The 26,041-nt window shown below is 55.6% G+C and carries 23 protein-coding genes and 3 rRNA genes; 13 read left to right on the forward strand and 13 right to left on the reverse strand.

Annotation, left to right across the window (positions count from 1 at the left end; all coding sequences use genetic code 11):
• Position 1 precedes the first annotated feature (1 nt).
• Positions 2–1,258, forward strand: a complete 1,257-nt coding sequence (locus LG301_RS00140; protein WP_404472389.1) for a UbiH/UbiF/VisC/COQ6 family ubiquinone biosynthesis hydroxylase — start codon at positions 2–4, stop codon at positions 1,256–1,258.
• On the opposite strand, the gene LG301_RS00145 is transcribed toward LG301_RS00140, so the two are convergent.
• The 3 genes from LG301_RS00145 to gpmI all read right to left on the reverse strand — a co-directional run bounded on the left by LG301_RS00145 (position 1,255) and on the right by gpmI (position 5,368).
• Complete coding sequence (locus tag LG301_RS00145) at positions 1,255–2,559, reverse strand: S41 family peptidase (protein ID WP_404472391.1); 1,305 nt, start codon at positions 2,557–2,559, stop codon at positions 1,255–1,257. The two genes, LG301_RS00140 and LG301_RS00145, sit on opposite strands and share 4 nt — an antisense overlap.
• 95 nt (positions 2,560–2,654) lie before the next feature.
• A complete protein-coding gene (locus tag LG301_RS00150; protein WP_404475123.1) occupies positions 2,655–3,794 on the reverse strand; it encodes a murein hydrolase activator EnvC family protein in 1,140 nt (379 codons plus the stop codon).
• A 5-nt stretch (positions 3,795–3,799) separates the two neighbouring features.
• On the reverse strand, positions 3,800–5,368 hold the full coding sequence (gene gpmI, locus LG301_RS00155; RefSeq protein ID WP_404472392.1) for a 2,3-bisphosphoglycerate-independent phosphoglycerate mutase: 1,569 nt from the start codon (positions 5,366–5,368) through the stop codon (positions 3,800–3,802).
• A 253-nt stretch (positions 5,369–5,621) separates the two neighbouring features.
• Here gpmI and LG301_RS00160 point away from each other — a divergent pair, with 253 nt between their 5' ends.
• The 7 genes from LG301_RS00160 (at position 5,622) to ruvX (ending at position 10,372) form a co-directional block, all read left to right on the forward strand.
• Entirely contained in the window at positions 5,622–6,044 is a 423-nt protein-coding gene (locus LG301_RS00160; RefSeq protein WP_404472394.1) for a rhodanese-like domain-containing protein, read from the forward strand.
• Between the two features lie 60 nt (positions 6,045–6,104).
• Complete coding sequence (gene secB / locus LG301_RS00165) at positions 6,105–6,614, forward strand: protein-export chaperone SecB (protein WP_404472396.1); 510 nt, start codon at positions 6,105–6,107, stop codon at positions 6,612–6,614.
• Positions 6,615–6,617: 3 nt separating this feature from the next.
• Entirely contained in the window at positions 6,618–7,385 is a 768-nt protein-coding gene (locus tag LG301_RS00170) for a 16S rRNA (uracil(1498)-N(3))-methyltransferase (protein WP_404472398.1), read from the forward strand.
• A 153-nt stretch (positions 7,386–7,538) separates the two neighbouring features.
• On the forward strand, positions 7,539–8,243 hold the full coding sequence (locus LG301_RS00175; RefSeq protein WP_404472400.1) for a S1 RNA-binding domain-containing protein: 705 nt from the start codon (positions 7,539–7,541) through the stop codon (positions 8,241–8,243).
• A 79-nt stretch (positions 8,244–8,322) separates the two neighbouring features.
• Positions 8,323–9,279, forward strand: coding sequence for a glutathione synthase (gene gshB, locus LG301_RS00180; protein WP_404472402.1), 957 nt, complete (start codon positions 8,323–8,325; stop codon positions 9,277–9,279).
• Positions 9,280–9,346: 67 nt separating this feature from the next.
• Positions 9,347–9,904: a YqgE/AlgH family protein gene (locus LG301_RS00185; RefSeq protein WP_404472404.1), complete on the forward strand. Its 558-nt coding sequence runs from the start codon at positions 9,347–9,349 to the stop codon at positions 9,902–9,904.
• 12 nt (positions 9,905–9,916) lie between these two features.
• On the forward strand, positions 9,917–10,372 hold the full coding sequence (ruvX, locus tag LG301_RS00190; protein ID WP_404472406.1) for a Holliday junction resolvase RuvX: 456 nt from the start codon (positions 9,917–9,919) through the stop codon (positions 10,370–10,372).
• A gap of 20 nt (positions 10,373–10,392) precedes the next feature.
• Here ruvX and LG301_RS00195 read toward each other — a convergent pair whose 3' ends face one another.
• Positions 10,393–11,418 (reverse strand): aspartate carbamoyltransferase, encoded by a 1,026-nt coding sequence (locus LG301_RS00195; protein WP_404472408.1) that lies wholly within the window; start codon positions 11,416–11,418, stop codon positions 10,393–10,395.
• A gap of 552 nt (positions 11,419–11,970) precedes the next feature.
• Between LG301_RS00195 and LG301_RS00200 the strand changes: the two genes are divergently transcribed.
• From LG301_RS00200 to LG301_RS00215, 4 genes are all read left to right on the forward strand, one after another.
• Positions 11,971–13,503 (forward strand): 16S ribosomal RNA (locus tag LG301_RS00200).
• Positions 13,504–13,796: 293 nt separating this feature from the next.
• Positions 13,797–16,687, forward strand: a 23S ribosomal RNA gene (locus LG301_RS00205).
• A 132-nt stretch (positions 16,688–16,819) separates the two neighbouring features.
• Positions 16,820–16,935: ribosomal RNA gene (gene rrf, locus LG301_RS00210) — 5S ribosomal RNA — on the forward strand.
• The 16S, 23S and 5S rRNA genes sit together here, the layout of an rRNA operon.
• A gap of 110 nt (positions 16,936–17,045) precedes the next feature.
• Positions 17,046–18,377, forward strand: coding sequence for a deoxyguanosinetriphosphate triphosphohydrolase (locus LG301_RS00215; protein ID WP_404472409.1), 1,332 nt, complete (start codon positions 17,046–17,048; stop codon positions 18,375–18,377).
• 7 nt (positions 18,378–18,384) lie between these two features.
• Here LG301_RS00215 and LG301_RS00220 read toward each other — a convergent pair whose 3' ends face one another.
• The 3 genes from LG301_RS00220 to LG301_RS00230 are packed head-to-tail and all read right to left on the reverse strand — an operon-like array spanning position 18,385 to position 20,424.
• Positions 18,385–19,293, reverse strand: a complete 909-nt coding sequence (locus LG301_RS00220; protein ID WP_404472411.1) for a nuclease-related domain-containing protein — start codon at positions 19,291–19,293, stop codon at positions 18,385–18,387.
• Positions 19,294–19,349: 56 nt separating this feature from the next.
• Positions 19,350–19,724, reverse strand: a complete 375-nt coding sequence (locus LG301_RS00225) for a translation initiation factor Sui1 (RefSeq protein WP_404472413.1) — start codon at positions 19,722–19,724, stop codon at positions 19,350–19,352.
• A 1-nt stretch (position 19,725) separates the two neighbouring features.
• Entirely contained in the window at positions 19,726–20,424 is a 699-nt protein-coding gene (locus LG301_RS00230) for an HAD-IA family hydrolase (protein ID WP_404472415.1), read from the reverse strand.
• A 226-nt stretch (positions 20,425–20,650) separates the two neighbouring features.
• Here LG301_RS00230 and LG301_RS00235 point away from each other — a divergent pair, with 226 nt between their 5' ends.
• A complete protein-coding gene (locus LG301_RS00235) occupies positions 20,651–20,974 on the forward strand; it encodes a hypothetical protein (RefSeq protein WP_404472417.1) in 324 nt (107 codons plus the stop codon).
• Here the strand turns inward: LG301_RS00235 and LG301_RS00240 are convergent.
• The 6 genes from LG301_RS00240 to LG301_RS00265 form a co-directional block, all read right to left on the reverse strand.
• Positions 20,971–21,315, reverse strand: a complete 345-nt coding sequence (locus LG301_RS00240) for a hypothetical protein (protein ID WP_404472419.1) — start codon at positions 21,313–21,315, stop codon at positions 20,971–20,973. The two genes, LG301_RS00235 and LG301_RS00240, sit on opposite strands and share 4 nt — an antisense overlap.
• 210 nt (positions 21,316–21,525) lie before the next feature.
• Positions 21,526–22,590: a class II fructose-bisphosphate aldolase gene (gene fba, locus LG301_RS00245; protein ID WP_404472421.1), complete on the reverse strand. Its 1,065-nt coding sequence runs from the start codon at positions 22,588–22,590 to the stop codon at positions 21,526–21,528.
• An 81-nt stretch (positions 22,591–22,671) separates the two neighbouring features.
• Positions 22,672–23,841: a phosphoglycerate kinase gene (locus tag LG301_RS00250; RefSeq protein ID WP_404472423.1), complete on the reverse strand. Its 1,170-nt coding sequence runs from the start codon at positions 23,839–23,841 to the stop codon at positions 22,672–22,674.
• A gap of 48 nt (positions 23,842–23,889) precedes the next feature.
• On the reverse strand, positions 23,890–24,933 hold the full coding sequence (locus LG301_RS00255) for a type I glyceraldehyde-3-phosphate dehydrogenase (protein WP_404472425.1): 1,044 nt from the start codon (positions 24,931–24,933) through the stop codon (positions 23,890–23,892).
• A 45-nt stretch (positions 24,934–24,978) separates the two neighbouring features.
• Positions 24,979–25,698: an LrgB family protein gene (locus LG301_RS00260; RefSeq protein ID WP_404472427.1), complete on the reverse strand. Its 720-nt coding sequence runs from the start codon at positions 25,696–25,698 to the stop codon at positions 24,979–24,981.
• Positions 25,688–26,041 (reverse strand): CidA/LrgA family protein, encoded by a 354-nt coding sequence (locus LG301_RS00265; RefSeq protein ID WP_404472429.1) that lies wholly within the window; start codon positions 26,039–26,041, stop codon positions 25,688–25,690. Before LG301_RS00265 ends, LG301_RS00260 begins: the two co-directional genes overlap by 11 nt.

The following is a 26,041-nucleotide window of genomic DNA, read 5'->3' on the forward strand; positions in this document are numbered from 1 at the left end:
GATGACAACGCAAACAGCGGCAAACAAGGCATCGGTTGAAAACTTTGACGCGGTGATTGTTGGAGCGGGCATGGTAGGAACGGCGTTGGCAGGGCTGCTTGCAAAGGCGGGTATGCAGGTGGCGCTGGTGGAAGCTAAGGCATCGCCGCTAGCGCTTAGCGCGTTTGGAGATCACCCCCCTGAACCCAGAGTGAGCGCACTTACACCCGTTTCGCAGCGGTTGCTGACCCACCTAGGGGCGTGGCCTGCCATGGCAACAACGCGGGTAACAGCGTATCGCTATATGCAGGTGTGGGATGCAGAAGGCAGCGGCAGCATTGATTTTTCTGCTGATGAAGCGGGCGCGCCGGTACTGGGCCATATTGTGGAAAACGTTGTGACGCTAGCAGCGCTCAATGAACAAGTGCTTCGCCTACCCGGTGTCCATGCGTTTTTTGGTGCGCGTATCCAGGCGCTCCAGACCAGCAGTGGCGGACGCTGGCTGGTGCTGGAGGGGGGGCGCCAGCTGCACACTCCGCTGTTAGTCGCCGCAGATGGTGCGCGCTCTGCCCTGCGTGAGCTGGCAGGGATTGAGGTCGCAGAAGAGGCGATGAAGCAGGATGCGCTAGTGACGACGGTTTTGTGCGAAAAAACGCATGGTGCCACGGCGCGTCAGGCCTTTATCGCGGGAAGCCCCTTAGCATTTTTACCGCTGACGGTGAAGGGCGATGATCGTTACTGCTCGATTGTTTGGTCTACCACGCCCGCGCATGCAGAGGAGCTTGCATCTCTTTCACGGGAGCAATTAGGTGACGCGCTAGGCAGTGCGTTTAACCACCGGCTAGGCAAGGTCACCGTTGTGGATAGTGCCCACCGCTTTCCACTGGTGCAGCGGCATGCGGCACACTATGTACAGCCCAACTTTGCCTTAGTGGGGGATGCTGCCCACAGTATCCACCCGCTCGCCGGGCAGGGCGTGAACCTGGGCTTTATGGACGCGGCGGTACTGGCCGAAGAAGTGATCACGGCGTGGCAGCGTGGCGCTCCGTGGGGAGCGCTAACCACCTTGACCCGCTACGAGCGGCGTCGGCGGTTTGATAACAGCGCCATGTTAGGGCTGATGAAAGGCTTTAAGGTGCTGTTTGGTAGCCATATGCCGGTGTTTACGCTGGCGCGCAATATCGGGATGAGCGGTATGAATCAACTGGTGCCGTTAAAGCGCGTGATTATGCGGCAGGCCACCGGAGAGCGGGGGCGCCTGCCGCTGTCGTGCCGTTAGCGGCGGCGGCGATCCACGACGTTGAGCGCTTTAAGCAGATTAAGCGCTTCGCTAAGCTGATAATCATCCTGAAGCCGCTGGGTAGACGCAGAGCGTTCGCGAGGTAGCGCCGACTGGCCGCCGAGGTGGCCGTCGAGGTCAGCTTCGCGGATTTCGCGGCGGCTTTCGGCAACTTCCAGTCGCCCTCGAACGACCTCGACATCCGGTGTGATGCCTTGTGCTTGAATCGAGCGGCCGTTGGGCGTGTAGTAAAGCGCGGTGGTGAGCTTAAGGCCCTCGCCGTTACCGAGCGGCATAATCTGCTGCACGGAGCCTTTGCCGAAGCTTTCGGTTCCCATTATCACGCCCCGGCGTTGGTCTTGCAGGGCACCGGCGACAATTTCAGCCGCTGAGGCGCTGCCGCTGTTAATCAATACCACTAGCGGTACGTCGCCAGCCGGCGTGGCGGGTGAGGCTGAAAAGGACATTTCGGTGTCGGAGAGCCGTCCCTCGGTATACACAATCAGCCCTTCATCCAGAAACAGGTCAGCGACTCCGACAGCGGCCTGGAGTACACCGCCGGGATTATTACGCAGGTCGAGAATTAAGCCTTCAAGGGGCTGTTCGCGGCCCATACGCTCAATCGCCTGACGCGCTTGTTCGGTAGTACGTGACTGGAATTGGCTGATGCGCAGGTAGCCATAGCCAGGTGCTAACACCTCATGCTTAACGCTTTCGCTACGAATGATTTCCCGGGTCAGTGTGAACTCGCGCGGTGCATCTTCCCCTGCTCGCAGCACAGAGATGCGCAGCTGGCTGCCGGGTTCACCGCGCATCATGCCCACCGCTTCTTGGAGCGACATGCTGTCAGTGGGCGTGCCGTCAATGCCAATAATAATATCCCGGGAAAGAAGCCCGGCCCGGGAAGCGGGGGTGTCGTCAATGGGCGTGATGACCATTAACTGGCCATTCTCAGTACCTACTTCAATGCCAATGCCGCCAAACTCGCCCTGGGTAGATTCACGCAGACTCTGGTACTCGTCTTCGTCTAGGTACGCCGAGTGAGGGTCGAGCTCGCTGAGCATGCCGCGCATGGCATTACGCAGCAGCGTTCGGTCATCAACTTCTTCGACATAGCCGCGTTTAATGCGCTCAAATACTTCGGCAAAGGTCTGTATCTCTTCTAAAGGAAGATCGTCAACCGCGCTGTTACCTGTGGGCTGAGCCGCCAGCGGTAGCGGCGCTAACAACAGGACAAACGGTAGCAGGGTGGCCAAGAAGCGCTTGGCGGGGGCCGGTACCTCGGTAACAGTTAGCGTCATGCAGACTCCGCTAGGCGAAAGGCAGCGCGTCTCTGCGCTGCGCAAAGTTAGACGTTAAAGCTGGATAGAGTAGTGAGACACGTCAGCTTATCCCGTCAGCGGCGTGCAATCCAACGTTGTGGGTTAATTGGTTCACCGCCACGGCGCACTTCGAAGTAGAGCGCCGAACGGGACTGGCCACCACTGGTGCCCACCCGACCAATTTCATCGCCTCGGTTGACTTGCTGGCCAGGCCGGGCACTGAACTGCTGTAAGTGGGCGTGCAAAGTCATGATCTGGTCACCGTGGTCAATGATCAGCAGGTTGCCAAAACCACGCATCCATTCAGCAAAAACGACGCGGCCGCTGTGAACCGCCGTTACCGCCGTGCCTTCGTTGGCCTGAATGACAATGCCGTTATAGTGTACGCCGTCGCGGCGTTGGAAATCCGCGGTAATGGAGCCCTGCACTGGCCAGGGCAAATCGCCTTGGGTGCGCGTGATATGGGTGGTAGGGGTGGGTTGCGATAACCGGGCAAGCTCTGCCTGAATGGCGCGCAGCTGCTGCTCGGCCTGTTCACGGCTTTGGTTAAGGTCCGCCAGGCGGTCAGCTTCGCTGCCGTAGCGGTCATCGAGCGTTTCTACAACGCCGCGTCGTTCAGCGGTGCGTTGGGCGAGTAGGGCGCCTTGGGTCTCCAGCTCGTCTGCCAGTGTATCAAGCCGTGATTGGCGTTGGCGTAAGGCCTGCTGTGTATCCGCCAGCGCGGCATCTAAGCGCCCAATATCTGTTAAACGCTGTTGGCGCGCTTGGGTAAGCCGGTTTAAGTAGGCTTGCATGCGATCTAGCTCGGCAGGGTCGTTTTGGTTCAGCAGCAGTTTAAGCTGAGGCGTAGGGCCAAGGCGGTAGAGCGCGGCCAGCTGTTGGGCGAGCGCAGCATACTGAGCATCGCGCTCGCTCTCTAAGCGTTCCCGATGCGCGAGGAGCTGTGTGGTTTCGTCGGTTAACTGGCGGCGTTCGGCTTGCAGCGTGTCGAGACGTTGGTGCGTTCGGGCAAGCTCTGTTTCCACTTCTCTTAGCTCGCGCTCAGCGCTGTCGCGTGCTCGCTCGGTGGCGCTGAGGCGCTCAGCCATTGAGTTGATTTCTTGGCCTAGGGCATCTAGCTGCTGGCGTGCGGCGCGTTCATCAGATTGGGCAAACGCGACCGCCGGCGCATACCCTAGCACCAGCATGAGAAGAAGCATTAAGCTGCGCCGCATAGGCATTAACGAAAGCGTAGCATCGGCTTCCCGGTCATCGCCTCGGGAATGGGTTGATTCATCATGGTTAAAAGCGTGGGGGCTAAATCACATAGGCTGCCGTCTTTTAACGCGCCGTCTCGCTCACCTACGTAGATCAGCGGCACCGTAAAGGTGGTATGAGCCGTTTGAGGGGCGCCGGTTTCGGGATGCACCATTTGTTCAGCGTTGCCGTGATCGGCGGTGATCAAACAGGCGCCGCCAGCTCGCTCAATGGCGTCTACTACGCGGCCAACACAGGTGTCGACGGTCTCAATCGCTTTCACCGCCGCATCGAAATCACCGGTATGGCCGACCATATCGCCGTTGGCGTAGTTGCACACTATCAAGTCAAAGCGGCCGCTGTCGATCGCTTCCACCAGCTTGTCCGTGATCTCAAAGGCGCTCATTTCGGGCTTTTCGTCGTAGGTTTTGACGTCCCGCGGTGAGGGGACGAGAATGCGCTCTTCGCCTTCGTACTCGGTTTCGTTGCCACCTGAAAAGAAGAACGTTACGTGGGGGTATTTCTCGGTTTCGGCAATGCGTAGCTGGGTAAGGCCGCGTTTAGCAACCACTTCACCGAGAGTGTCGCTCAGATCTGACGGCGGAAACGCCGCTGGCGCGGGAATGTCGGCAGCGTACTGGGTCATCATCACCAAGCCGTCGCCTGCGAGCTTCGGGCAAGCGCGACGCTCGAAACCACGGAAGCCGGGTTCGGTGAAGGCGCGGGTCAGTTCGCGGGCGCGGTCGGAGCGGAAATTGAGAAAAATCGCTGCATCGCCATCTTGCAGCGTAATCGCATCACCGTTGAGTGGGATACTGCTAGAGGCGACAAACTCGTCGGTTTCACCGCGCTGGTAGGCGTCGCGCAGCGCCGTTTCCGCGCTAGAAGCGATAAAGTCCGCGTGGCCGTCGGTGAGCAGACGGTAGGCTTGCTCAACACGCTCCCAGCGGTTGTCTCGATCCATGGCGTAAAAGCGGCCAATGATAGAGGCAACAAAGCCGTTGTCTGCGCCCACCAGCTCCGCTAAGCGGGCATTGGCACGCTCAAGCGAGCGTAGCGCACTTTGCGGCGGCATATCGCGGCCGTCCAAAAACGCGTGTATATAGATACGCTGAGCGCCACGGCGGGCAGCCAATTCCGCCATGGCAATAAAATGATCTTCATGGCTATGTACACCGCCTGGGGAGAGTAGCCCCAGCAGGTGGACAGGACGGCCGTTGGCGACGGCTTCATCAATCGGCTTGGTCAGCACCTCAATCGTATCTAGGTCGCCCTCTTCAATGGCTTTCGTGATACGAGTAAAGTCCTGATACACAACGCGCCCCGCGCCGATGTTCATATGGCCTACTTCGGAGTTGCCCATCTGACCTTCTGGCAAACCGACATGAAGGCCGTCGGTGTGGACGAAGGCGTGAGGGCGGCTGGCCCACAGTTTATCCATGGCGGGGGTGTGGGCGGCGGCCACGGCGTTGTGAGCGCTGTCTGGGTTATGGCCGTAGCCGTCTAAAATGATCAGTGCGACAGGGCGCGGAGTGGCAGTCGATGTAGCCATGGAAACACCTCGTTCAGTTGGCTCGCTAAAGTGCGAGAGGAGCGCTTTGAGACCTTATGAAAGGCTGCTCAAGCAGTCTTCAGACAACACCTATTGGTCGGGGTCGCGACGCTCGCGTGCATGGGGCATCATAACGCAGGCAGCCATCGGGCGTCATGACCTGCGCGTTATGCTGTGTGACGTGTATACTTGTCGCGTTTCTGACAGTGGCTAGGCCGCTTTTTTCTGCATAGACCAAGAGATTGTGTTCGCGATGATCGATCAGCTGTTCGAATTCGTAATGAATCACCCCCTATTAGTAGGGGCGTTTTTGCTGGTACTGATAGCGTGGCTTGCCTATGAAACGCGCAGTGCTGCCACTAATGCCGTGACTTCTACGGAAGCCACCCAGCTCATCAACCGTGAAGACGCGGTGGTACTGGATATTCGTGAAAGCAAAGACTTTAAAGCCGGGCATATCGCTGGCGCACGTAACATTCCCCAAAGCAGCCTCGACAGCCGCATGAGCGAACTGGAGAAAGTCAAAAGCCAGCCGATCATTGTGGTGTGCAAGCACGGTCAGAGTTCTGGCGCTGCGCAGGCAAAGCTCTCGAAAGCGGGCTTTGAGCGCGCGATTAAGCTGAAAGGCGGGATGGTGCAGTGGCAGGCCGATGGGTTACCGGTCGTCAAAAAGTAATCACGTGGTTGGTATACTCGCGTGCTTTTATCTATCGAATGAATTATCAGGAGCATTCCAATGGCGGAAGATAACAATACCCCCCAAGCTGGCGCCGCAGAAGGCGAAAAGCCACAGCTGAAGTTCTCTTTACAGCGTATCTACGTAAAAGATATCTCCTTTGAAGCGCCCAATTCCCCTTCTGTGTTTAAGCAGGCGTTCAAGCCGAAGGTCAACCTGGACCTTAACACCTCCAGCCAGAAAATCGCTGACGACCAGTACGAAGTTGTCGTAAAGGTAACGGCTCAGGTGAACGATAGCGAAACGGGCACCACGTCTTTCCTCGCTGAAGTCGAGCAAGCGGGCCTGTTCCGCATCTCAGGTATCGAAGGTGCACAGCTGGAACAAACGTTGGGTGCGTTCTGCCCTAACCTACTGTTCCCTTACGCCCGTGAGTGTGTCGATAACTTGGTCAACCGTGGTGGTTTCCCCCCGCTGATGCTGGCGCCGGTGAACTTTGAAGCCATGTACGCTCAGCGCAAGCAGCGTGAAGCGCAGCAGGCTCAACAAGCCGCAGAGAACACGCACTAAGCTATGTCGGAAACGTTGCGTGCTGCTGACTGGATTGCCTTGCACGGCAAAATGCCGCGTCTCTATGTGCCGGCTGAGTTTTCAGTCGGCGCAACGCTGCCGCTACCCGAAGGCCCCGCGCGACATGTCACGCGGGTGCTGCGGATGGGCGAAGGCACGCCGCTGATGCTGTTTGACGGCCAGGGGCGAGAGGCGGGTGTGCGTCTGGCTGAGGTCAGTCGCAAGCAGACCACTGCCACTGTTGAGGCGGTATGGCTAGGCAGCGGAGAGTCACCGTTGGCGGTTCATCTTGGGCAAGCCATTTCCAAGGGCGACCGGATGGATTACGCCATTCAAAAAGCCGTTGAGTTAGGCGTTGCCGCGATCACTCCGCTCTACACCGAGCGGGGTGATGTACGCCTCAAAGGCGATCGTGAAGAGAAAAAGCTGGCGCATTGGCAGGCAGTGGCTGCCAGCGCCTGCGAGCAGAGTGGGCGTGCGGTAGTCCCCCCGGTTTATCCACCCAAATCGCTTGATGCGTGGCTCGTCGAGCGCCAAGAGCCGCTGCGCCTGATGCTCCACTTAGCGACAGGCAACGCATTTAACCAGGTGTCTCGCCCTGAGGCAGCGGCGCTGCTGATTGGCCCCGAAGGTGGCTTGAGTGAGGCGGATGTGAGCGCCGCTGTTGCCAGTGGTTTTACGCCGCTAACGTTAGGGCCTAGGGTGCTGCGCACTGAAACCGCCCCGGTGGTGGCGTTAACGCTACTGCAACACCACTTCGGCGATTTGTAAGCGCTTACTATCAAGCCGCTGTCGTCTTTGCTGCGGCAGCGGTTTTTTTATACCCAGCGAAGACACCTAACGGGACCACTTTGAAGGGCGCCGCTTTGCCTTGTGTTATTCAGGCTCCATAATGAAGCTCTACTTTCTGTAAGGACGCCAGCTATGGCACGTGAGTCACACTCCTCTCCCCGCTCCGCAAGCGATACATCTGCCCAAATAGGGGATGTGGCGTACTTAACCGTGACGGCGGTGAATGACACGGGCGCTTTTCTACAGTGGGGGCAGCCTAAAGATGTGCTGCTGCCCTACAGCGAGCAGCGCTTTCGCCCTGACCCTGGTAAACGAGTGCTGGTCATGCTGTATAGCGACGACCAAGGGCGCCCTGTGGCCACCATGCGTCTTGACCGTTTTTTGACTGATGATGCCTGGGCGCTGGAGAAGGGAGATGAAGTCTCTGTGGTGGTCGCCGACCGAACGGATTTAGGCATGAAGGTCGTGGTTAATCACCGCTACTGGGGGCTGATTTATCAAGATGATATTACTCAGCCGCTGCGCCGCGGGCAGTCGCTTAAGGGCTATGTGAAGCAGCGCCGTGAAGATGGCCGAGTTGACATTTCCTTGTTGCCGCCAGGTGCGGCCCGCTTAGACGTGGTGGGTGATAAGGTGCTAAAAGCGCTGCGCGAAAGCGGCGGTTACCTGCCCTTGGGTGATAAAAGCTCAGCCCACGAGATTAAAACACGGCTGGGGGTGAGCAAGAGCGCTTATAAACAGGCGATAGGGCGTCTTTATAAGCAGCAGTTAATCACCTTGGAGCCGGGTGCTGTGCGTCTTGTGCCCGGCGCGCTCTCCGATGAGCAAGCTGAGTAGCCGCTAGTCACGGCGGTTGGAGCCGTTCGGGCAGTGCGGCATACTGACGGCTACTGTTCATGTATAGATAGGTACCTCAATGAGCCAGGCAACGTTGCATCTCGGTGTGGTGATGGATCCCATCAGCGACATCGCTTACAAGAAAGATACCACTATGGCGATGTTGTGGGCGGCTCAAGCGCGCGGCTACACACTGCATTATATGGAGCAGGACGATCTCTTCTTGAACGCGGGGCACGCCTATGCGCGGATGCGCCCGCTGACGGTGCACCGTGACCCCGGCCACTGGTACGATTTGGGAGAAGCGGCGCAGCGCCCGCTCGCTGAGTTAGACGTGATCCTCATGCGCAAAGACCCGCCGGTAGATGCTGATTTTACCAATGCGGTTCATCTATTAGGGTTTGCCGAGCGAGAAGGCGTGCTAGTGGTCAATCCCACCGCAGCGCTTTTGCAGTGTAACGAAAAACTGTTTGCCCAGCAGTTCCCGCACTGCTGTGCCCCCACCATCGTTGCCAGCCGCGATGACGTATTGCGCGCCTTCCACGCCGAACACGGCGATGTGATCTTTAAGCCGCTGGACGGTATGGGCGGCACCGGTATTTTTCATATTGGCCCCGATGGCCGTAACATCGGTGCCGTGATTGAGCAACTGACACTGAGAGGTCAGCGGCAAATTATGGCGCAGCGCTATTTGCCGGAAATCAAAGATGGCGACACGCGGATTCTTTTGGTAGATGGTGAGCCGGTGCCCTATGGGTTGGCACGCATTCCATCCGCTGGAGAAACGCGAGGCAATCTTGCCGCCGGTGGGCGGGGCGTCAGCCGCGAGCTGACCGAGCGTGATCACTGGTTGATTCAGCAGGTTCAGCCCATGATTCGTGAGAAAGGGCTGATGTTTGTTGGTTTAGACGTGATTGGCGATTACATCACCGAAATTAACGTCACCAGCCCGACCTGCGTGCGTGAAATCGATGATCAGCGTGGTACCGATATTGCTGGCATGCTGCTAGACGCGATTGAGCGTCGGCTGGCCTAAAGGTTGAACGTTCTAGTCGCTAAACAATTCGAGGCTTGTCGAGTTACTGGCGAGCCGTAGGAGACGCATGCAAAGTTTAAAGCACCACTTTTTAATGGCTATGCCGCACTTAGAAGACCCTAATTTTGCTGGCAGCCTGATCTACCTTTGTGACCATGATAATAACGGCTGCATGGGCGTTATCGCTAATCGACCGCTGGAAATCACGTTAGACGCCCTGTTCGAGCAGCTCTCGCTTGGCGGTGATGACAGCCCGCACCGTAATGCGCCGGTCTACTACGGCGGCCCCATGCACAAAGACCGTGGCTTCATTCTGCATATAGGTGACAGCCAAGAGTGGGACTCCAGTGTCCAGGTGGAAGATAACATTGCGCTCACCACCTCCATGGATATTCTCCAGGCGCTAGCTGATGGCACAGGGCCTGATCATTTTCTGGTTTGCCTAGGCTGTGCTGGCTGGGATGTAGGGCAGCTGGAAGATGAATTAAAAGAGAACGCTTGGCTGACCGTTGAGGGCCAGGGAGGCGTGCTGTTTGATACGCCACCTGCCGAGCGCTTAACGGCCGCCGCGGGAATTTTGGGCGTTGACCTCAATCTGATGACCCGTGATGCAGGGCATGCGTGATGGTGACGTGTTATGGCTGATAGCGGGCAGCGGCTAATCCTCGGGTTTGATTTTGGCACCCGGCGTATAGGGGTTGCGGTGGCTAACGAGCTGCTAAAAAGCGCGCGGGAGCTATCGCCGCTTACTGCACGCGACGGCATTCCTGACTGGAACCTTGTCACGCGCTTAGTCAAAGAGTGGCAGCCTGATCTGTTTGTAGTGGGTTTGCCGCTGAATATGGATGGCACTGAATCAGCGATGAGCACGCGGGCACGTAAGTTTGCGAATCGTCTTCATGGGCGTTACGGCAAGCCGATTGAAATGGTCGATGAGCGCGGCTCTACTCGCGAAGCCAAGCAAATTGCACATGCGGCGGGCCATCGTGGTAACTACCGAGAAGAGAGCGTGGACGGCATCGCCGCCGTGCTTATTTTAGAGGGCTGGTTTGCCCACCAGGAAGGTCTACCCGGCGGGCGTAGCGCTTATTAACGCGGTATAGAAATAGAAAATTATCGATCTAGCGTACCGGTTTGAGACGGTACGAACCAGCGTACCGAGCGCAGGTCTTTCTCAATCAAGTCGTCAACTTTCAGAAGCGTTGCGAAAATTGCCATGCGCATGGGGATGCCGTTATCTGTCTGGCGGAAAATCGCCAAACGCGGGTCGCCGTTCAAGTCCACATTCAGGTCGTTGGCGCCCGGGCGGCTATCCCGGGGCAGTGGGTGCATGACAATCGTGCTCTGATTGCAACGATGGTCAAGAAATTCGCGATTGACCATAAAGTCATCGGAAAGCCCCTGGAAGCTCTCGTTCATCTCGTCGGTAAAGCGCTCTTTCTGAATCCGTGTGGTGTAAACCACGTCCAGGTCTGAGAAATCGCTGGCCAATGAGTCACGCTGCTCAATGCGGTGCCCGCGTGAGGTCACTAAGTCAATCAGCGTTGAAGGCATCTCAAGCCCAGGCGGAGACACCAGGGTAATGCGCAACGGATCATAAAGAGATAGCAGCTTGATCAGCGAATGTACGGTACGGCCATACTTTAAATCGCCGGTCAGTAAGATATGCGCGCCACTGAGCGATTTACCCAACCGCTGAAACTCTTTATCAATCGTATAAAGGTCTAGCAGTGCTTGGCTTGGGTGCTCACCTGGACCATCCCCACCGTTAATCACTGGCACGTTGGTCGCCGCTGCAAACTCTGCCACTGAGCCTTGGTCAGGATGGCGCATCACAATCGCATCGCAGTAACCGCTCATCACTCGGCTAGTGTCATACAGCGACTCCCCCTTCGCCATAGAAGAGAACGTAAAGCCGGTGGTATCGCACACGCTGCCCCCTAAACGGCAGAACGCAGCATTAAAGCTCACCCGTGTCCGTGTGCTGGCCTCAAAGAATAAATTACCGAGCACCGCACCCTCCAGCACGCGTGTCACCTGCTGACGTTGAGCAATCGGCTCCATGCGTGCGGCAACACGTAATAAGTGATCAACGCTTTCGCGGCTTAATGAATCGACGGTTAATAAGTGCTGGCTCATCGTAAACCTCAAAGTAGATAGGCGTTCGGGCAGGCCTTAAGTGTAACTGCCAATGCAGTGGCGCCGAAGTGCTTTCAAAAGCCAAATCTGAGCCTACTGAAACTTTCTTCCCCTTATTTTCTAAAAGCCCTTGCCAACCCGGCCGCGAATCCGTAAAGTACGCATCCGCTGCCGGGGACGCCAAGCGTTACCAGCGGTGCATGAGGGTGAAAACCTTCGGTTTGTCAGTAGGTTAGAGCGGTTGTACGGCTCGCCTCATTCGCTGAATTCAGTCACTGAAAACAGCGGTTGACAACCACCAGGAAATGCGTAGAATACGCCTTCCTCGCTGAGGCAACACGGTTCAGGTCACCGAGCCAGCACAGCGAAACAGCTCTTTAACAATTTGATCAGGTAATTCATGTGGGCGCTTGCCGATGAGGGTGATAAATCACCAAATATCAAGGCAAGCGGTCATGAGAACGAAAGTTTGAATGAATTCGTTTGAACCTTGAGCCAAGTTTGATGCGCTTTTGTTACCTTCGGGTGACGAGTAAGCATCACAATGATTTTAAACTGAAGAGTTTGATCATGGCTCAGATTGAACGCTGGCGGCAGGCCTAACACATGCAAGTCGAGCGGTAACAGATCTAGCTTGCTAGATGCTGACGAGCGGCGGACGGGTGAGTAATGCATAGGAATCTGCCCGGTAGTGGGGGATAACCTGGGGAAACCCAGGCTAATACCGCATACGTCCTACGGGAGAAAGGGGGCTTCGGCTCCCGCTATTGGATGAGCCTATGTCGGATTAGCTAGTTGGTGAGGTAAAGGCTCACCAAGGCAACGATCCGTAGCTGGTCTGAGAGGATGATCAGCCACATCGGGACTGAGACACGGCCCGAACTCCTACGGGAGGCAGCAGTGGGGAATATTGGACAATGGGCGCAAGCCTGATCCAGCCATGCCGCGTGTGTGAAGAAGGCCCTCGGGTTGTAAAGCACTTTCAGCGAGGAAGAACGCCTAGTGGTTAATACCCATTAGGAAAGACATCACTCGCAGAAGAAGCACCGGCTAACTCCGTGCCAGCAGCCGCGGTAATACGGAGGGTGCAAGCGTTAATCGGAATTACTGGGCGTAAAGCGCGCGTAGGTGGCTTGATAAGCCGGTTGTGAAAGCCCCGGGCTCAACCTGGGAACGGCATCCGGAACTGTCAAGCTAGAGTGCAGGAGAGGAAGGTAGAATTCCCGGTGTAGCGGTGAAATGCGTAGAGATCGGGAGGAATACCAGTGGCGAAGGCGGCCTTCTGGACTGACACTGACACTGAGGTGCGAAAGCGTGGGTAGCAAACAGGATTAGATACCCTGGTAGTCCACGCCGTAAACGATGTCGACCAGCCGTTGGGTGCCTAGCGCACTTTGTGGCGAAGTTAACGCGATAAGTCGACCGCCTGGGGAGTACGGCCGCAAGGTTAAAACTCAAATGAATTGACGGGGGCCCGCACAAGCGGTGGAGCATGTGGTTTAATTCGATGCAACGCGAAGAACCTTACCTACTCTTGACATCCTGCGAACTTGTGAGAGATCACTTGGTGCCTTCGGGAACGCAGAGACAGGTGCTGCATGGCTGTCGTCAGCTCGTGTTGTGAAATGTTGGGTTAAGTCCCGTAACGAGCGCAACCCTTGTCCTTATTTGCCAGCACGTAATGGTGGGAACTCTAAGGAGACTGCCGGTGACAAACCGGAGGAAGGTGGGGACGACGTCAAGTCATCATGGCCCTTACGAGTAGGGCTACACACGTGCTACAATGGCCGGTACAAAGGGTTGCCAACTCGCGAGAGTGAGCTAATCCCGAAAAGCCGGTCTCAGTCCGGATCGGAGTCTGCAACTCGACTCCGTGAAGTCGGAATCGCTAGTAATCGTGAATCAGAATGTCACGGTGAATACGTTCCCGGGCCTTGTACACACCGCCCGTCACACCATGGGAGTGGACTGCACCAGAAGTGGTTAGCCTAACGCAAGAGGGCGATCACCACGGTGTGGTTCATGACTGGGGTGAAGTCGTAACAAGGTAGCCGTAGGGGAACCTGCGGCTGGATCACCTCCTTAAACGATGCATCACTCTCGCGGTAAGCGCTCACAATGAATTACCTGATCAGAATGCTGTTGATACGCAGTGATAAGCGAATGCTTTTTTCACATTAAAAGAAAAAAAGGTCTTTTCTCTTTTTTTAACGTGAAAGAACGCTTATCACTGCGCATAGCAGTCGCTCTTTAACAATGTATATCATGCTGACATAAATACTTCTTCGAAGTGTTTATACGTAATTGTTTTGTGATACGTCTCAAGCGTATCCGGCAATCGTTATCATTGCGAGATACCAGACTCCTTCGGGTTATAGGGTCAAGCAATGAAGCGCACACGGTGGATGCCTAGGCAGCCAGAGGCGATGAAAGACGTGGTAGCCTGCGATAAGGCTCGGCGAGGTGGCAAACAACCTGTGACCCGGGCATTTCTGAATGGGGAAACCCACTCAGCATAAGCTGAGTATCCTGCACTGAATATATAGGTGTAGGAGGCGAACCAGGGGAACTGAAACATCTAAGTACCCTGAGGAAAAGAAATCAACCGAGATTCCCCTAGTAGCGGCGAGCGAACGGGGAGCAGCCCTTAAGCATGCAACTGATTAGACGAACGTGCTGGGAAGCACGGCCGTAGCGGGTGATAGCCCCGTAGTCGAAAATCTGCGTATGTGAAATCGAGTAGGTCGGGGCACGAGAAACCTTGACTGAAGACGGGGGGACCATCCTCCAAGGCTAAATACTCCTGGCTGACCGATAGTGAACCAGTACCGTGAGGGAAAGGCGAAAAGAACCCCGGAGAGGGGAGTGAAATAGATCCTGAAACCGTGTGCGTACAAGCAGTAGGAGCAGACTTGTTCTGTGACTGCGTACCTTTTGTATAATGGGTCAGCGACTTATATTCAGTGGCGAGGTTAACCGTTTAGGGGAGCCGTAGGGAAACCGAGTCTTAACTGGGCGACACAGTCGCTGGATATAGACCCGAAACCGAGCGATCTATCCATGAGCAGGGTGAAGGTTGAGTAACATCAACTGGAGGCCCGAACCAGGATCTGTTGAAAAAGATTTGGATGACTTGTGGATCGGAGTGAAAGGCTAATCAAGCTCGGAGATAGCTGGTTCTCCTCGAAAGCTATTTAGGTAGCGCCTCACGTATTACCGCCGGGGGTAGAGCACTGTTTCGGCTAGGGGGTCATCCCGACTTACCAACCCGAGGCAAACTCCGAATACCGGCGAGTATGAGCGTGGGAGACACACGGCGGGTGCTAACGTCCGTCGTGAAAAGGGAAACAACCCAGACCGTCAGCTAAGGTCCCCAAATCCTGGTTAAGTGGGAAACGATGTGGGAAGGCTCAGACAGCTAGGAGGTTGGCTTAGAAGCAGCCATCCTTTAAAGAAAGCGTAATAGCTCACTAGTCGAGTCGGCCTGCGCGGAAGATGTAACGGGGCTAAACCAGGTACCGAAGCTACGGGTTCATCCTATGGATGAGCGGTAGAGGAGCGTCGTGTAAGCCGATGAAGGTGAATTGAGAAGTTCGCTGGAGGTATCACGAGTGCGAATGCTGACATGAGTAACGATAAAGGGAGTGAAAAACTCCCTCGCCGGAAGACCAAGGGTTTCTGTTCGACGCTAATCGGAGCAGAGTGAGTCGGCCCCTAAGGCGAGGCCGAAAGGCGTAGTCGATGGGAAACGGGTCAATATTCCCGTACCGGACATGATTGCGATGGGGGGACGGAGAAGGCTAGGTGAGCCAGGCGTTGGTTGTCCTGGTGAAAGTGAGTAGGCCGAGGTGCTAGGAAAATCCGGCACCTTAAAGCCGAGACACGAGATGAACTGACCACGGTCAGGAAGTCACTGATGCCACGCTTCCAGGAAAAGCCTCTAAGCTTCAGATCATGTGCGACCGTACCCCAAACCGACACAGGTGGTCAGGGTGAGAATCCCAAGGCGCTTGAGAGAACTCGGGTGAAGGAACTAGGCAAAATGGTGCCGTAACTTCGGGAGAAGGCACGCCGGCGTAGGGTGATGAGACTTGCTCTCTAAGCCCGAACCGGTCGAAGATACCAGGTGGCTGCAACTGTTTAGTAAAAACACAGCACTCTGCTAACTCGTAAGAGGACGTATAGGGTGTGACGCCTGCCCGGTGCCGGAAGGTTAAATGATGGTGTTAGTCCTCGGACGAAGCTCTTGATTGAAGCCCCGGTAAACGGCGGCCGTAACTATAACGGTCCTAAGGTAGCGAAATTCCTTGTCGGGTAAGTTCCGACCTGCACGAATGGCGTAATGATGGCCACGCTGTCTCCACCCGAGACTCAGTGAAATTGAAATCGCCGTGAAGATGCGGTGTACCCGCGGCTAGACGGAAAGACCCCGTGAACCTTTACTATAGCTTCACACTGGACGCTGATGTTGCCTGTGTAGGATAGCTGGGAGGCTTTGAAACCCGGACGCCAGTTCGGGTGGAGCCAACCTTGAAATACCAGCCTGGCATCATTGGCGTTCTCACTCAGGTCCGTTATCCGGATCGAGGACAGTGTGTGGTGGGTAGTTTGACTGGGGCGGTCTCCTCCCAAAGAGTAACGGAGGAGCACGAAGGTACCCTCAGCACGGTCGGACATCGTGCAATGAGTGCAAGAGCATAAGGGTGCTTGACTGCGAGACAGACACGTCGAGCAGGTGCGAAAGCAGGTTCTAGTGATCCGGTGGTTCTGTATGGAAGGGCCATCGCTCAACGGATAAAAGGTACTCCGGGGATAACAGGCTGATACCGCCCAAGAGTTCACATCGACGGCGGTGTTTGGCACCTCGATGTCGGCTCATCACATCCTGGGGCTGAAGTCGGTCCCAAGGGTATGGCTGTTCGCCATTTAAAGTGGTACGCGAGCTGGGTTTAGAACGTCGTGAGACAGTTCGGTCCCTATCTGCCGTGGGCGTTGGATGTTTGAGAAGAGCTGCTCCTAGTACGAGAGGACCGGAGTGGACGACCCTCTGGTGTTCCGGTTGTCACGCCAGTGGCATTGCCGGGTAGCTATGGTCGGACAGGATAACCGCTGAAAGCATCTAAGCGGGAAGCCCCCTTCAAGATGAGACATCCCCGAGGACTTGATCCTCCTAAAGGGCCCAGCGAGACCAGCTGGTTGATAGGCACGGTGTGGAAGCGCTGCAAGGCGTTGAGCTAACGTGTACTAATGGCCCGTGAGGCTTGACCCTATAACACCCAAGGGGTCTGGTCGTAGTGATAACGAAAACCGGATACGCAGCAGTGAGCCAAAGCGCTTGCTGACAAGAGACGATCACAAAACACGTCAATGACGCCCAGCATGATGTACATTACCTGTTACGCCTGACGACCATAGCGAGCGTGAACCACCTGATCCCTTGCCGAACTCAGCAGTGAAACCGCTTAGCGCCGATGGTAGTGTGGGGTCTCCCCATGCGAGAGTAGGTCATCGTCAGGCACTTATTAAGAAAAGCCCCGAGCACAATGTGCTCGGGGCTTTTTGTTTGTCTATCTGTTATTTTATGCCAGCGTTTTTATGTCAGAATGTGCACTCCAAGGAGGAGCGCTATGACACAAATGCAATGGGATCAGTTACTTTCCCCTCGACGCCTTCACGATAAACGAACGGACAGCACCCGGGAAATTGGGCGCAGCCCCTTTCATAAAGATCATGATCGCATTGTCTTTTCCGGTTCTTTTCGGCGCTTGGGCCGCAAAACCCAAGTGCACCCTCTGACTGAAAATGACCACATCCATACACGCTTAACCCACTCTCTTGAAGTTGGCTGTGTTGGCCGCTCACTGGGGATGATTGTGGGTGAGCTACTGCGCGATCGTCTCCCTGAATGGATTACCCCTGCTGATCTGGGCGTGATCGTGCAAACGGCCTGTTTGGGGCATGATATTGGTAACCCGCCTTTCGGTCACGCCGGTGAGTACGCTATTCGCGATTGGTTCCTGCGCGCTCAAGGAAGTGGACTACTGGACGGACTTTCAAAAGCTGAGCGTGAAGACCTGTTGACCTACGAAGGCAACGCTCAGGGCTTTCGCGTGATTACCCAGATTGAATACAACCAGTTCAACGGTGGTATGCGCTTATCAGCGGCGACGCTGGGCACGCTGCTCAAATATCCGTGGACAGTTCGCTATAGCGGACGAGCGGGCAAGTTCGGGGCTTATCAATCTGAGCAGATACTGCTAAAAGAGGTGGCTGACGCCGTTGGCTTGCTACCTCAGGGAGAACAGCGCTGGTGTCGTCATCCGCTGGCCTGGCTGGTCGAAGCGGCGGATGATATTTGTTATGCCCTCCTGGACTTAGAGGATGGCCTAGAGATGGGCATTCTGCGCTACGAGGAAGTCGTCGAGATTCTGCGTCAAATTGCCGGTGAATTTCCGCCCGAGTATGCCGAGATGCAGCGCAAAAATGTCTCGCAACGTCGCCGAATAGCCCTACTCAGAGGAGCGGCTATGGAGCGAGCCGTGAACGATGTGGGGGCGGTCTTTGTACAGCATGAGCAAGCGCTGCTCAGCGGCACGTTGAGCGATGATCTGTTGGAGCTTTGCCATCCTGATTTGGGTTGGGGCGTTCAGGCAGCGAAACAGCTAGCGCGGGAGCGTATTTTCCAGAACGAGCGTAAAGCAAAGCTTGAGATTGGTGCTTACACAACGCTGGGTATACTGCTTGAGGCCTTTATCGGCGCGGCTCACGAGCTGCACCATACCGGTCAAAGCTCTTTTAAGCACCAGCGAGTGCTAGCGTTAATTGGTGAAAACACACCGCTACCTTCCTGGACACTCTATGACAGCTACCGACGTATGCTGGACTTCATCGGCGGCATGACGGATCACTACGCGGTTGATCTTGCTCAGGAGATGGGCGGACGCCTACGCGGTGACTGAACCGCGTTTATACTGACGGTTGACGGAGATGTTTAAGCTCCATCAGTCGTGCTCGCTCAAGCAGGATATGGATGACTCGATCGTGGATGGCATCGCTCATTTGTCCAGGTGTTAATTCGGTCAACTGGCGCGCAAGGTGCTCACCGCTGACCACTAAAATATCCGGCGATGCTTCGCTACTATCAATTTGCCAGCCGGGCAGGACGAGTACCCCTTTGACAGGCACGGGCACGCCACAGCGTCGCTCCAGCCACTGGGATAACCAACTGACTCCTTGGCGAGTTTTATGTAAGGGGCGTCGCTCTTGCCAATGAGGGAAGCGCAGACGTTCGCGCTCGACCGCGACGCTGTTTATCTCTTTGCCATCGGTTCCGATCGCAAGCGCTCGCGCCCGGGTCTCTACAACAAAAATACCATGGGGAGTCACGACGACATGGTCAATCGTAAAGCTATCGGTAGGGACGTCGTGAAAGACGTAGTAAGGGTGCGCTTCGGGCCTTACTAAGCGCTCTAGCTCTTGACCAACGGCTAATTCACAAGCTAGCCCCAGCTTAAGCCGACGAATACGCTGGTAATCACGGATTAATAGCAGGGAAAACGCTAGCACCAAGAGAGTGCTAAGTAAGCCATAAAGCGCCCACTCCACCCAGTCCTGCTGCTCGACAAACAGCATCCTACCCATGCCATAAACCAATGGCGCAAGGCTTATAATCGGGCCCAATGCACCGTTTAGAAATAGGCTTGAGAAAGCTTTGTCCAGGCGGTGCCTTAGTGCTTGGCCAGGCTCGCGCAGCGGCGCGTCAAACGGGGAGTGAACGCGGGCATCGTGCAGGCTGCGTAGTACCAGTACAATGCCGCCCATGGCTGCCATGGGGAACAGAAAAATAAGCGGTAGCAGGTATTCCAGCCAAACCATTGCAGTGCCTTACCCTTTAGCGATTTACCTACGTAAACCGGCATTATAGAGGTGTGTTAGCCGCCCGCCAGCTTTACTTGGTAGCCGAGTGACGTGAGTGCTTGCTGCAGCGTCTCGCGGTGATCGCCCTGAATTTCAATAATCCCATCTTTAACAGCACCGCCTGTGCCACAACGCTGCTTGAGGGTTTTGGCGAGTGTCTTGAGTTCCGCTTGGGGCAAAGGCACGCCGCTAATGGTGGTGACTCCCTTTCCTTTACGACCGCTTGTTTCACGGCGGATGCGGACAATACCATCTAATCTGGCAAGCCGCTCTTGCTCGCTGGTGTCTTCACAGCGACAGTCGTCAACCGGCGCTCGGCATTCGGGGCACGTTTTTCCATGCTCGGTTGAGTATACAAGTCCTCCAAGCTGGTCACGTAAAGAAGCCATGCTAATTTCCTATAGATTGTTGAGGCACAGATGCTTGCTGCCACTCTTGCGACAGGCGCTTCACCACCGCCGGTAGCTGGTACATACTGCTGATCATGATAGCGCCTTCAGGGGTGTTTTCGGCATCTGGAAAACGGTTTAGATGAATCACTGTCATCCCCGCCTGCAGCGCAGCACGCACACCTACCAACGCGTCGTCTATCGCAATGCAGTCTTGTGCAGCGTAGCCCATGATACTGGCTGCGTGCAGATGTAAACAGGGCTCGGGTTTCCAGCAATTGGCGGTATAGCCGCTAAATAGTCGATTGCCAAAATAGTGGGAGAGGCCGGTGGTTTGTAAAGCGGTATGAATTTTACTCTCAGGGCCATTAGAAACAACCGCACTGGGAAAGTGGCTGAGTGCGTCGAGCGATTCACGGGCACCTGGGATAGTCGTCAGCTCAGTGGCGAGGCGTTCTGCCAGCTTAGCGCGCATTGAATGTTCCATACGGTCAAGCTGCTCGGCTTCTACTTCACCATAGCGGTGCTGCAGCTCAGCCACGATGCGTCGGAAGCGCGTGCCGCGAAACTCTCCAAGATAATCAGACGTAGCAAACGGCAAGCCGACAGAGTTAAGGCCAACGGCCATCTCTTCGGCCAAAAGAGGCTCGCTATCAACGAGGGTGCCATCACAGTCAAAGAGCAAAAGTGGAAGCGGCATTGTCGTTCCTTGGAGCGCTAAAGGCGCTGCCCATGTTAGTTGAAGCCGACACACTGCTATTGAACGAGATTTTACGCCTTTTGTGAACACTGTTTCATAATTTTTATAAGATAGCGCTGGTCGGTGGTTATGCAAGGAGCCGGTTTTAACGTACTTTCTTCAAGGTTCTTCTGTAGGTATGCGCTGTATAGGCTACGCTTGTGATTATCATAAACAGGAGGCTTCTATGCGACTTACCCCTTGGTTGCTGTCGATTATGTTGGGCGGCTTGCTATTAACAGCGGGCCCTCTTTTAGCTGAGCAGACGGAATCAGAGGCAGCTCCGAACGAGGCGTTAGACGATGCTGCGCTGGAGGAAAAGTATGGCATTAAGGCAGGCGCACTGCATCGCGAGGAAGCTACCCCTAGCGATACCGAGGAGGCCTCCAGCGATAATAACCGTGATGAGGAGGAGGATGCTGAAGGAGGGACGGGAGGTACGGGTAGTGCTGAAGACGCTATCGTAGAGGGTGAAGATGAAGCGAGCGAGTACGATAGCGAACAGCGCTAGCGCGATAAACGCCGTGAGTTAGCGCTGCTGCGACGTTGATAGGGCTTCATTGTCTTTTGGCTGGTTACCCACCACGGAGCGTAGTTGCCGCTCATAGCGCTCAATAACGTTTTTTGGATGACGAGGCCAGCTTCCATGCTGGCCTCGATTTTTTCAGTCACCATACGTTGGTTTTCACGCATCATCGCAGGGCTGAAGAATGGCTTTGTTTGCCAAAGCTGTTGGCGCATTGCGATTGTTGATAGCGAAGAGCTCCAAAGCTCAAACGCCATAAAATTCGCTTTCCAAATATCCAGCATTGCCATGGGTGGCGCTGATAAGGTCGCAGGGGAGTGCTTCATAAAACGAATGCCTATTAGGTGAAACGTGTGCATGACCCGGAGGTTGCTTCAGGGGTAAGTGCTTTTTATAAATAAAACGTTGATCAGCGTCTGGCACTACGTATAAAAGCCCCTACTTTAAGTAATAGTACAATTGTGCTGCATTGCAACAATTATATATTAAAAAAGGCGCCCATTTGGGCGCCTTTGCAGAGATATACCCCGTTACACTTACTTCACTTTAGGGTCCAGCTCACCGCGCGCGTAGCGCTCAAACATCGCTTCGAGGTTAATCGGTTTGATTTTGCTCGCATTACCCGCTGTGCCAAAGGCCTCGTAACGAGCGATGCAAAGATCACGCATGGCAGAGACCGTTTCTTTCAAGAATTTGCGAGGATCGAACTCCGAGGGGTTTTCGGCCAGGAAGCGACGCACTGCGCCAGTAGAGGCGAGTCGCAAGTCGGTGTCGATATTGACCTTACGCACACCGTGCTTGATGCCCTCAACGATCTCTTCTACGGGTACCCCGTAGGTTTCAGGGATGTTGCCGCCGTATTGATTAATGACTTCCAGCCACTCCTGAGGCACAGAAGAGGAGCCGTGCATGACCAGATGGGTGTCAGGAATCCGCGCATGAATTTCTTTAATGCGCTGAATGGAGAGGGTGTCGCCCGTGGGCGGCTTAGTGAATTTATAAGCGCCGTGACTGGTGCCAATGGCGATAGCAAGTGCATCAACCTGAGTGGCCTTCACAAACGCGGCGGCCTCTTCGGGATCGGTTAGCAGCTGTTCCATATCCAGCTTGCCTTCAGCACCAATACCATCTTCTTCGCCAGCCATGCCGGTTTCCAGGCTGCCTAGACAACCTAGCTCGCCCTCAACAGAAACGCCGCAAGCATGCGCCATGTCGACGGTACGGCGGGTAACATCAACGTTGTAGTCGTAGTCCATGGGCGTTTTGCCATCTTCACCCAAAGAGCCGTCCATCATTACAGAGGAGAAGCCCAGCTGGATGGAGCGCTGGCAAACCGCAGGGCTAGTGCCGTGATCCTGGTGCATCACCACCGGAATATGCGGAAACTCTTCGACCGCTGCCAAAATCAGATGGCGTAAGAAAGGAGCACCCGCGTACTTACGTGCGCCAGCAGAAGCCTGCACGATCACCGGAGAGTCGGTAGCGTCAGCGGCTTCCATAATGGCGCGCATCTGCTCAAGGTTGTTAACGTTGAATGCCGGAATGCCGTAGCCATATTCGGCAGCGTGGTCGAGCATTTGACGCATGCTGATCAAAGCCATGGGGTCACCTTATGTATGTTTTTAAATGAGATCGTCTATGTGCATAGAGGCAGTGAGCGCACAGGTTTAGCGCTGAGCGACTTAATTGCGCAGAGCAGCAGCTTCGAGCGCGGTGACGGCAGGCAGCGGCTTACCTTCAACGTACTCAAGAAATGCACCGCCACCTGTGGAAATATAGGAAACACGGTCAGCAATGGCATATTTATCGATAGCCGCTAAGGTATCACCGCCACCGGCAATCGAGAAACCCGCGCTATCGGCGATGGCATGAGCGATTACCTGGGTACCTTTACCGAACTGGTCAATTTCAAATACACCCACCGGGCCGTTCCACAAGATGGTGCCGGCATCTTTTAGCAGGCTGGCCAGATGGGCTGCTGTGTCAGGGCCAATATCGAGAATCATCTCGTTATCCGCAACTTGATCCACGGGCTTGACCACGGCTTCCGCTGATTCAGAGAATTCTGTGGCCACCACCACATCGGTAGGCAACGGTATGGAAACCTTGTCCATCAGCGCCTTAGCCTGACCAATCAAATCGGCTTCATAGAGCGATTTGCCTACATTATAGCCTGCCGCCGCAATAAAGGTGTTGGCGATGCCGCCACCTACAATCAGTTGGTCGCACTTATCGGCAAGCGCGGTGAGCACATCTAGCTTAGTGGAGACTTTGGAGCCGCCGACAATCGCGGCCATGGGGCGCGCTGGATTTGCCAGTGCTTTCTCAAGAGCGTCAAGTTCCTGGGCCAGTAGTGGGCCTGCACAGGCTTGAGGTGCAAAGCGAGCGACGCCATGGGTGGATGCCTGAGCGCGGTGGGCGGTGCCGAAGGCATCCATCACAAACACGTCACACAGTGCCGCATACTGCTTGGCCAGCTGCTCGTCGTCTTTCTTCTCGCCACGGTTGAAGCGTACGTTCTCAAGCAGCACCACATCGCCATTATTGAGCGACGGGGCAGTGTCAAGGTAGTCGTTGATTAAGTTGACCGGGCTGCCCAGTAATTTGCCCAGATGCTCGGCCACCGGGGCTAGCGAGAACTCTTCAGCGGGCTCTCCTTCGGTGGGGCGACCTAAATGGCTCATCAGCATGACTTTTGCGCCTGCTTTGGCGGCGGCTTGAATGGTGGGCAGCGCTGCTCGCAGGCGCGCATCGCTGGAAACACGGCCATGCTTGATGGGTACATTCAAATCTTCACGAATTAGCACGCGCTGCCCTTCCAGGGGCAGGTCAGTCATTTTTTGCACGTTCATGCGAGCGATTTCCTCGTGTTTAGACAGGTGAAAAGTAGTGATGTAGCCCTAGTCAGCGTGTCCCGCTTCTAGAGACGCCAACCGCTGGCTGATATCCAGCATGCGGTTGGCGAAGCCCCACTCGTTGTCAAACCAGCACAGCAGTTTAATCAAGCGCGTGCCTGCAACCCGTGTTTGGGTGGCGTCTAGGATGCCAGAGCGCGGGTCGTGATTAAAATCAATCGACGCCATGGGTGCTTCCGTATAGCCGAGTACACCGGCAAGCCGCTCGGCACTGGCGGTACGCAGCAGAACGTTGACCTGTTCGGCAGTGGTATCTCGGCGCACACTTAATGCCACATCCATCGCTGATACATTGATGGTCGGTACACGCACATGCAAGCACTCAAAGCGCCCGGCTAAGCTTGGCATTAGGCGGCTGATGCCCACGGCTAAGCCGGTGTCTACCGGTACAATCGACTGCATGGCGGATCGGGTCAGCCGCAGGTCGGTTTGATGATAAGCATCAATCACCGGCTGGTCATTCATGGCTGAGTGGATGGTGGTGGTGACGCCGTGCTCCAGCTCAAGCGCCTCATCCAGTACGGTAAGCAGCGGCACCAAGCAGTTAGTTGTGCAGGAGGCGGCCGACAGAATGCGCTGGGAAAGCGCTATCTTGTGCTCGTTAATGCCCCACACAATTGTGGCATCCACATCACTTTCAGCGGGCTGAGAAAACAGTAGCCGCTTAGCGCCCGCTGCTAGGTGCAGTTCCGCCGTGGCACGATCTTTAAAGCTGCCAGAGCACTCGAGCACTAGGTCGATATCCAGTGCTGCCCAGGGCAGTGCTGTGGGGTCTCGCTCGCAAAGTACGCGGATACGCTGACCGTTGATCAACAGCGCTTCGCCATCGTGATCCACGTCGCCTGGAAAACGGCCGTGGGTGGTGTCGTAGCGGGTTAGGTAGGTAATGGTCGCGAGATCAGAAAGCTCATTAATGGCGACCACCTCAAGCTCGGGATGGTTGCGCTCAACCAGCGCCCTAAGCACGCATTGACCAATACGCCCATAGCCATTGATGGCGATGCGATACGTGGGTGTTGAGTTAGCCATGAGACAGAGCGGCTCTTAAATAAAGTGGCGAGATGATAGCGTATTTCAACCGGCGATGCCGATAAGCCGCCAAGCAAGCGGTAGCAGCAGAGCGGTTAAGATGCCAGTTAAGCTCATGCCGAGCGAGGCAAACGCCCCCGCCGTTGGGCTGAGTTCAAATGCCCGCACGGTGCCAATGGCATGGCCGTTCAGGCCAAGAGCGAAGCCGATAATTCGCTCATCGTCGATGTTTAGCAATTTTGCGCACAAGCTGACAAACGGAATAGTGACCACGCCAGTCAACAACAGAGCCCCCATCAGCAGCGCCACGCTGCCACCCAGCTGTTCGGTAATGCCAATAGCGATAGGCGCGGTGACCGACTTAGCGGCAATCGAGGCGAGAATATGCTGACTGCTGCCCATCAACCAACCGATTAGTAAGGCGTAGCTGGCCGCAAGCATGGCCGCGATAGGTAGGCACACTACCAGTGGGCGCCATAGCTCACGAATGCGCGGCAACTGCTGGTAGAGCGGCATGCCCAATGCAACGGTCGCGGGGCCTAACAGTATGGTGAGCCACGTAGCTCCCTGCTGATACGTCGCGTAGGGCACGCCGAACACTGCGAGGGTCGCTGCTAATAGCAGCGCGGCAATTAAAATTGCCGGTAGCCACGAAGGCTTTTTCAGACGATTGAAGAGTGCGCTGCCAAGTAAAAAAGCGGCAAGCGTTAAACCGACAGCAAACAGAGGGGTAGCGGTTAGGGTACTCAGAAGACTAGCGGGCATTTGGGCGTCCAATGAGACGTTTGAGCAGCCATAGCGTGGTCATAACGCTAAGCAGCGTGCCTAGCAGCAGCGCTGTTAGCACCGCGAGCCATTCGCCAGCTAGCGCATCCAGCATAAAAAACACGCCGACGACGCCGGGCATAATCAGCATAGCGAGCAGGGCAATTAACGGTTGAGCAGCGGCGGCAAGGCTTGCGGGTACGCGTCTAAGTAGTGCCAGGGTGGCGCACAGCAGCAGCATGCCCACCACCCCTGAAGAAACAGGGAGACCGGAGAAGTGGATCACCACCTCTCCGATTAACCAATAACTAATCAGCCATAGCAGACCATTTAACGCGGGCAT

The sequence above is a fragment of the Vreelandella venusta genome (genome assembly GCF_044809155.1).
In the GTDB taxonomy this organism is placed as follows: Bacteria; Pseudomonadota; Gammaproteobacteria; order Pseudomonadales; family Halomonadaceae; genus Vreelandella; species Vreelandella venusta_B.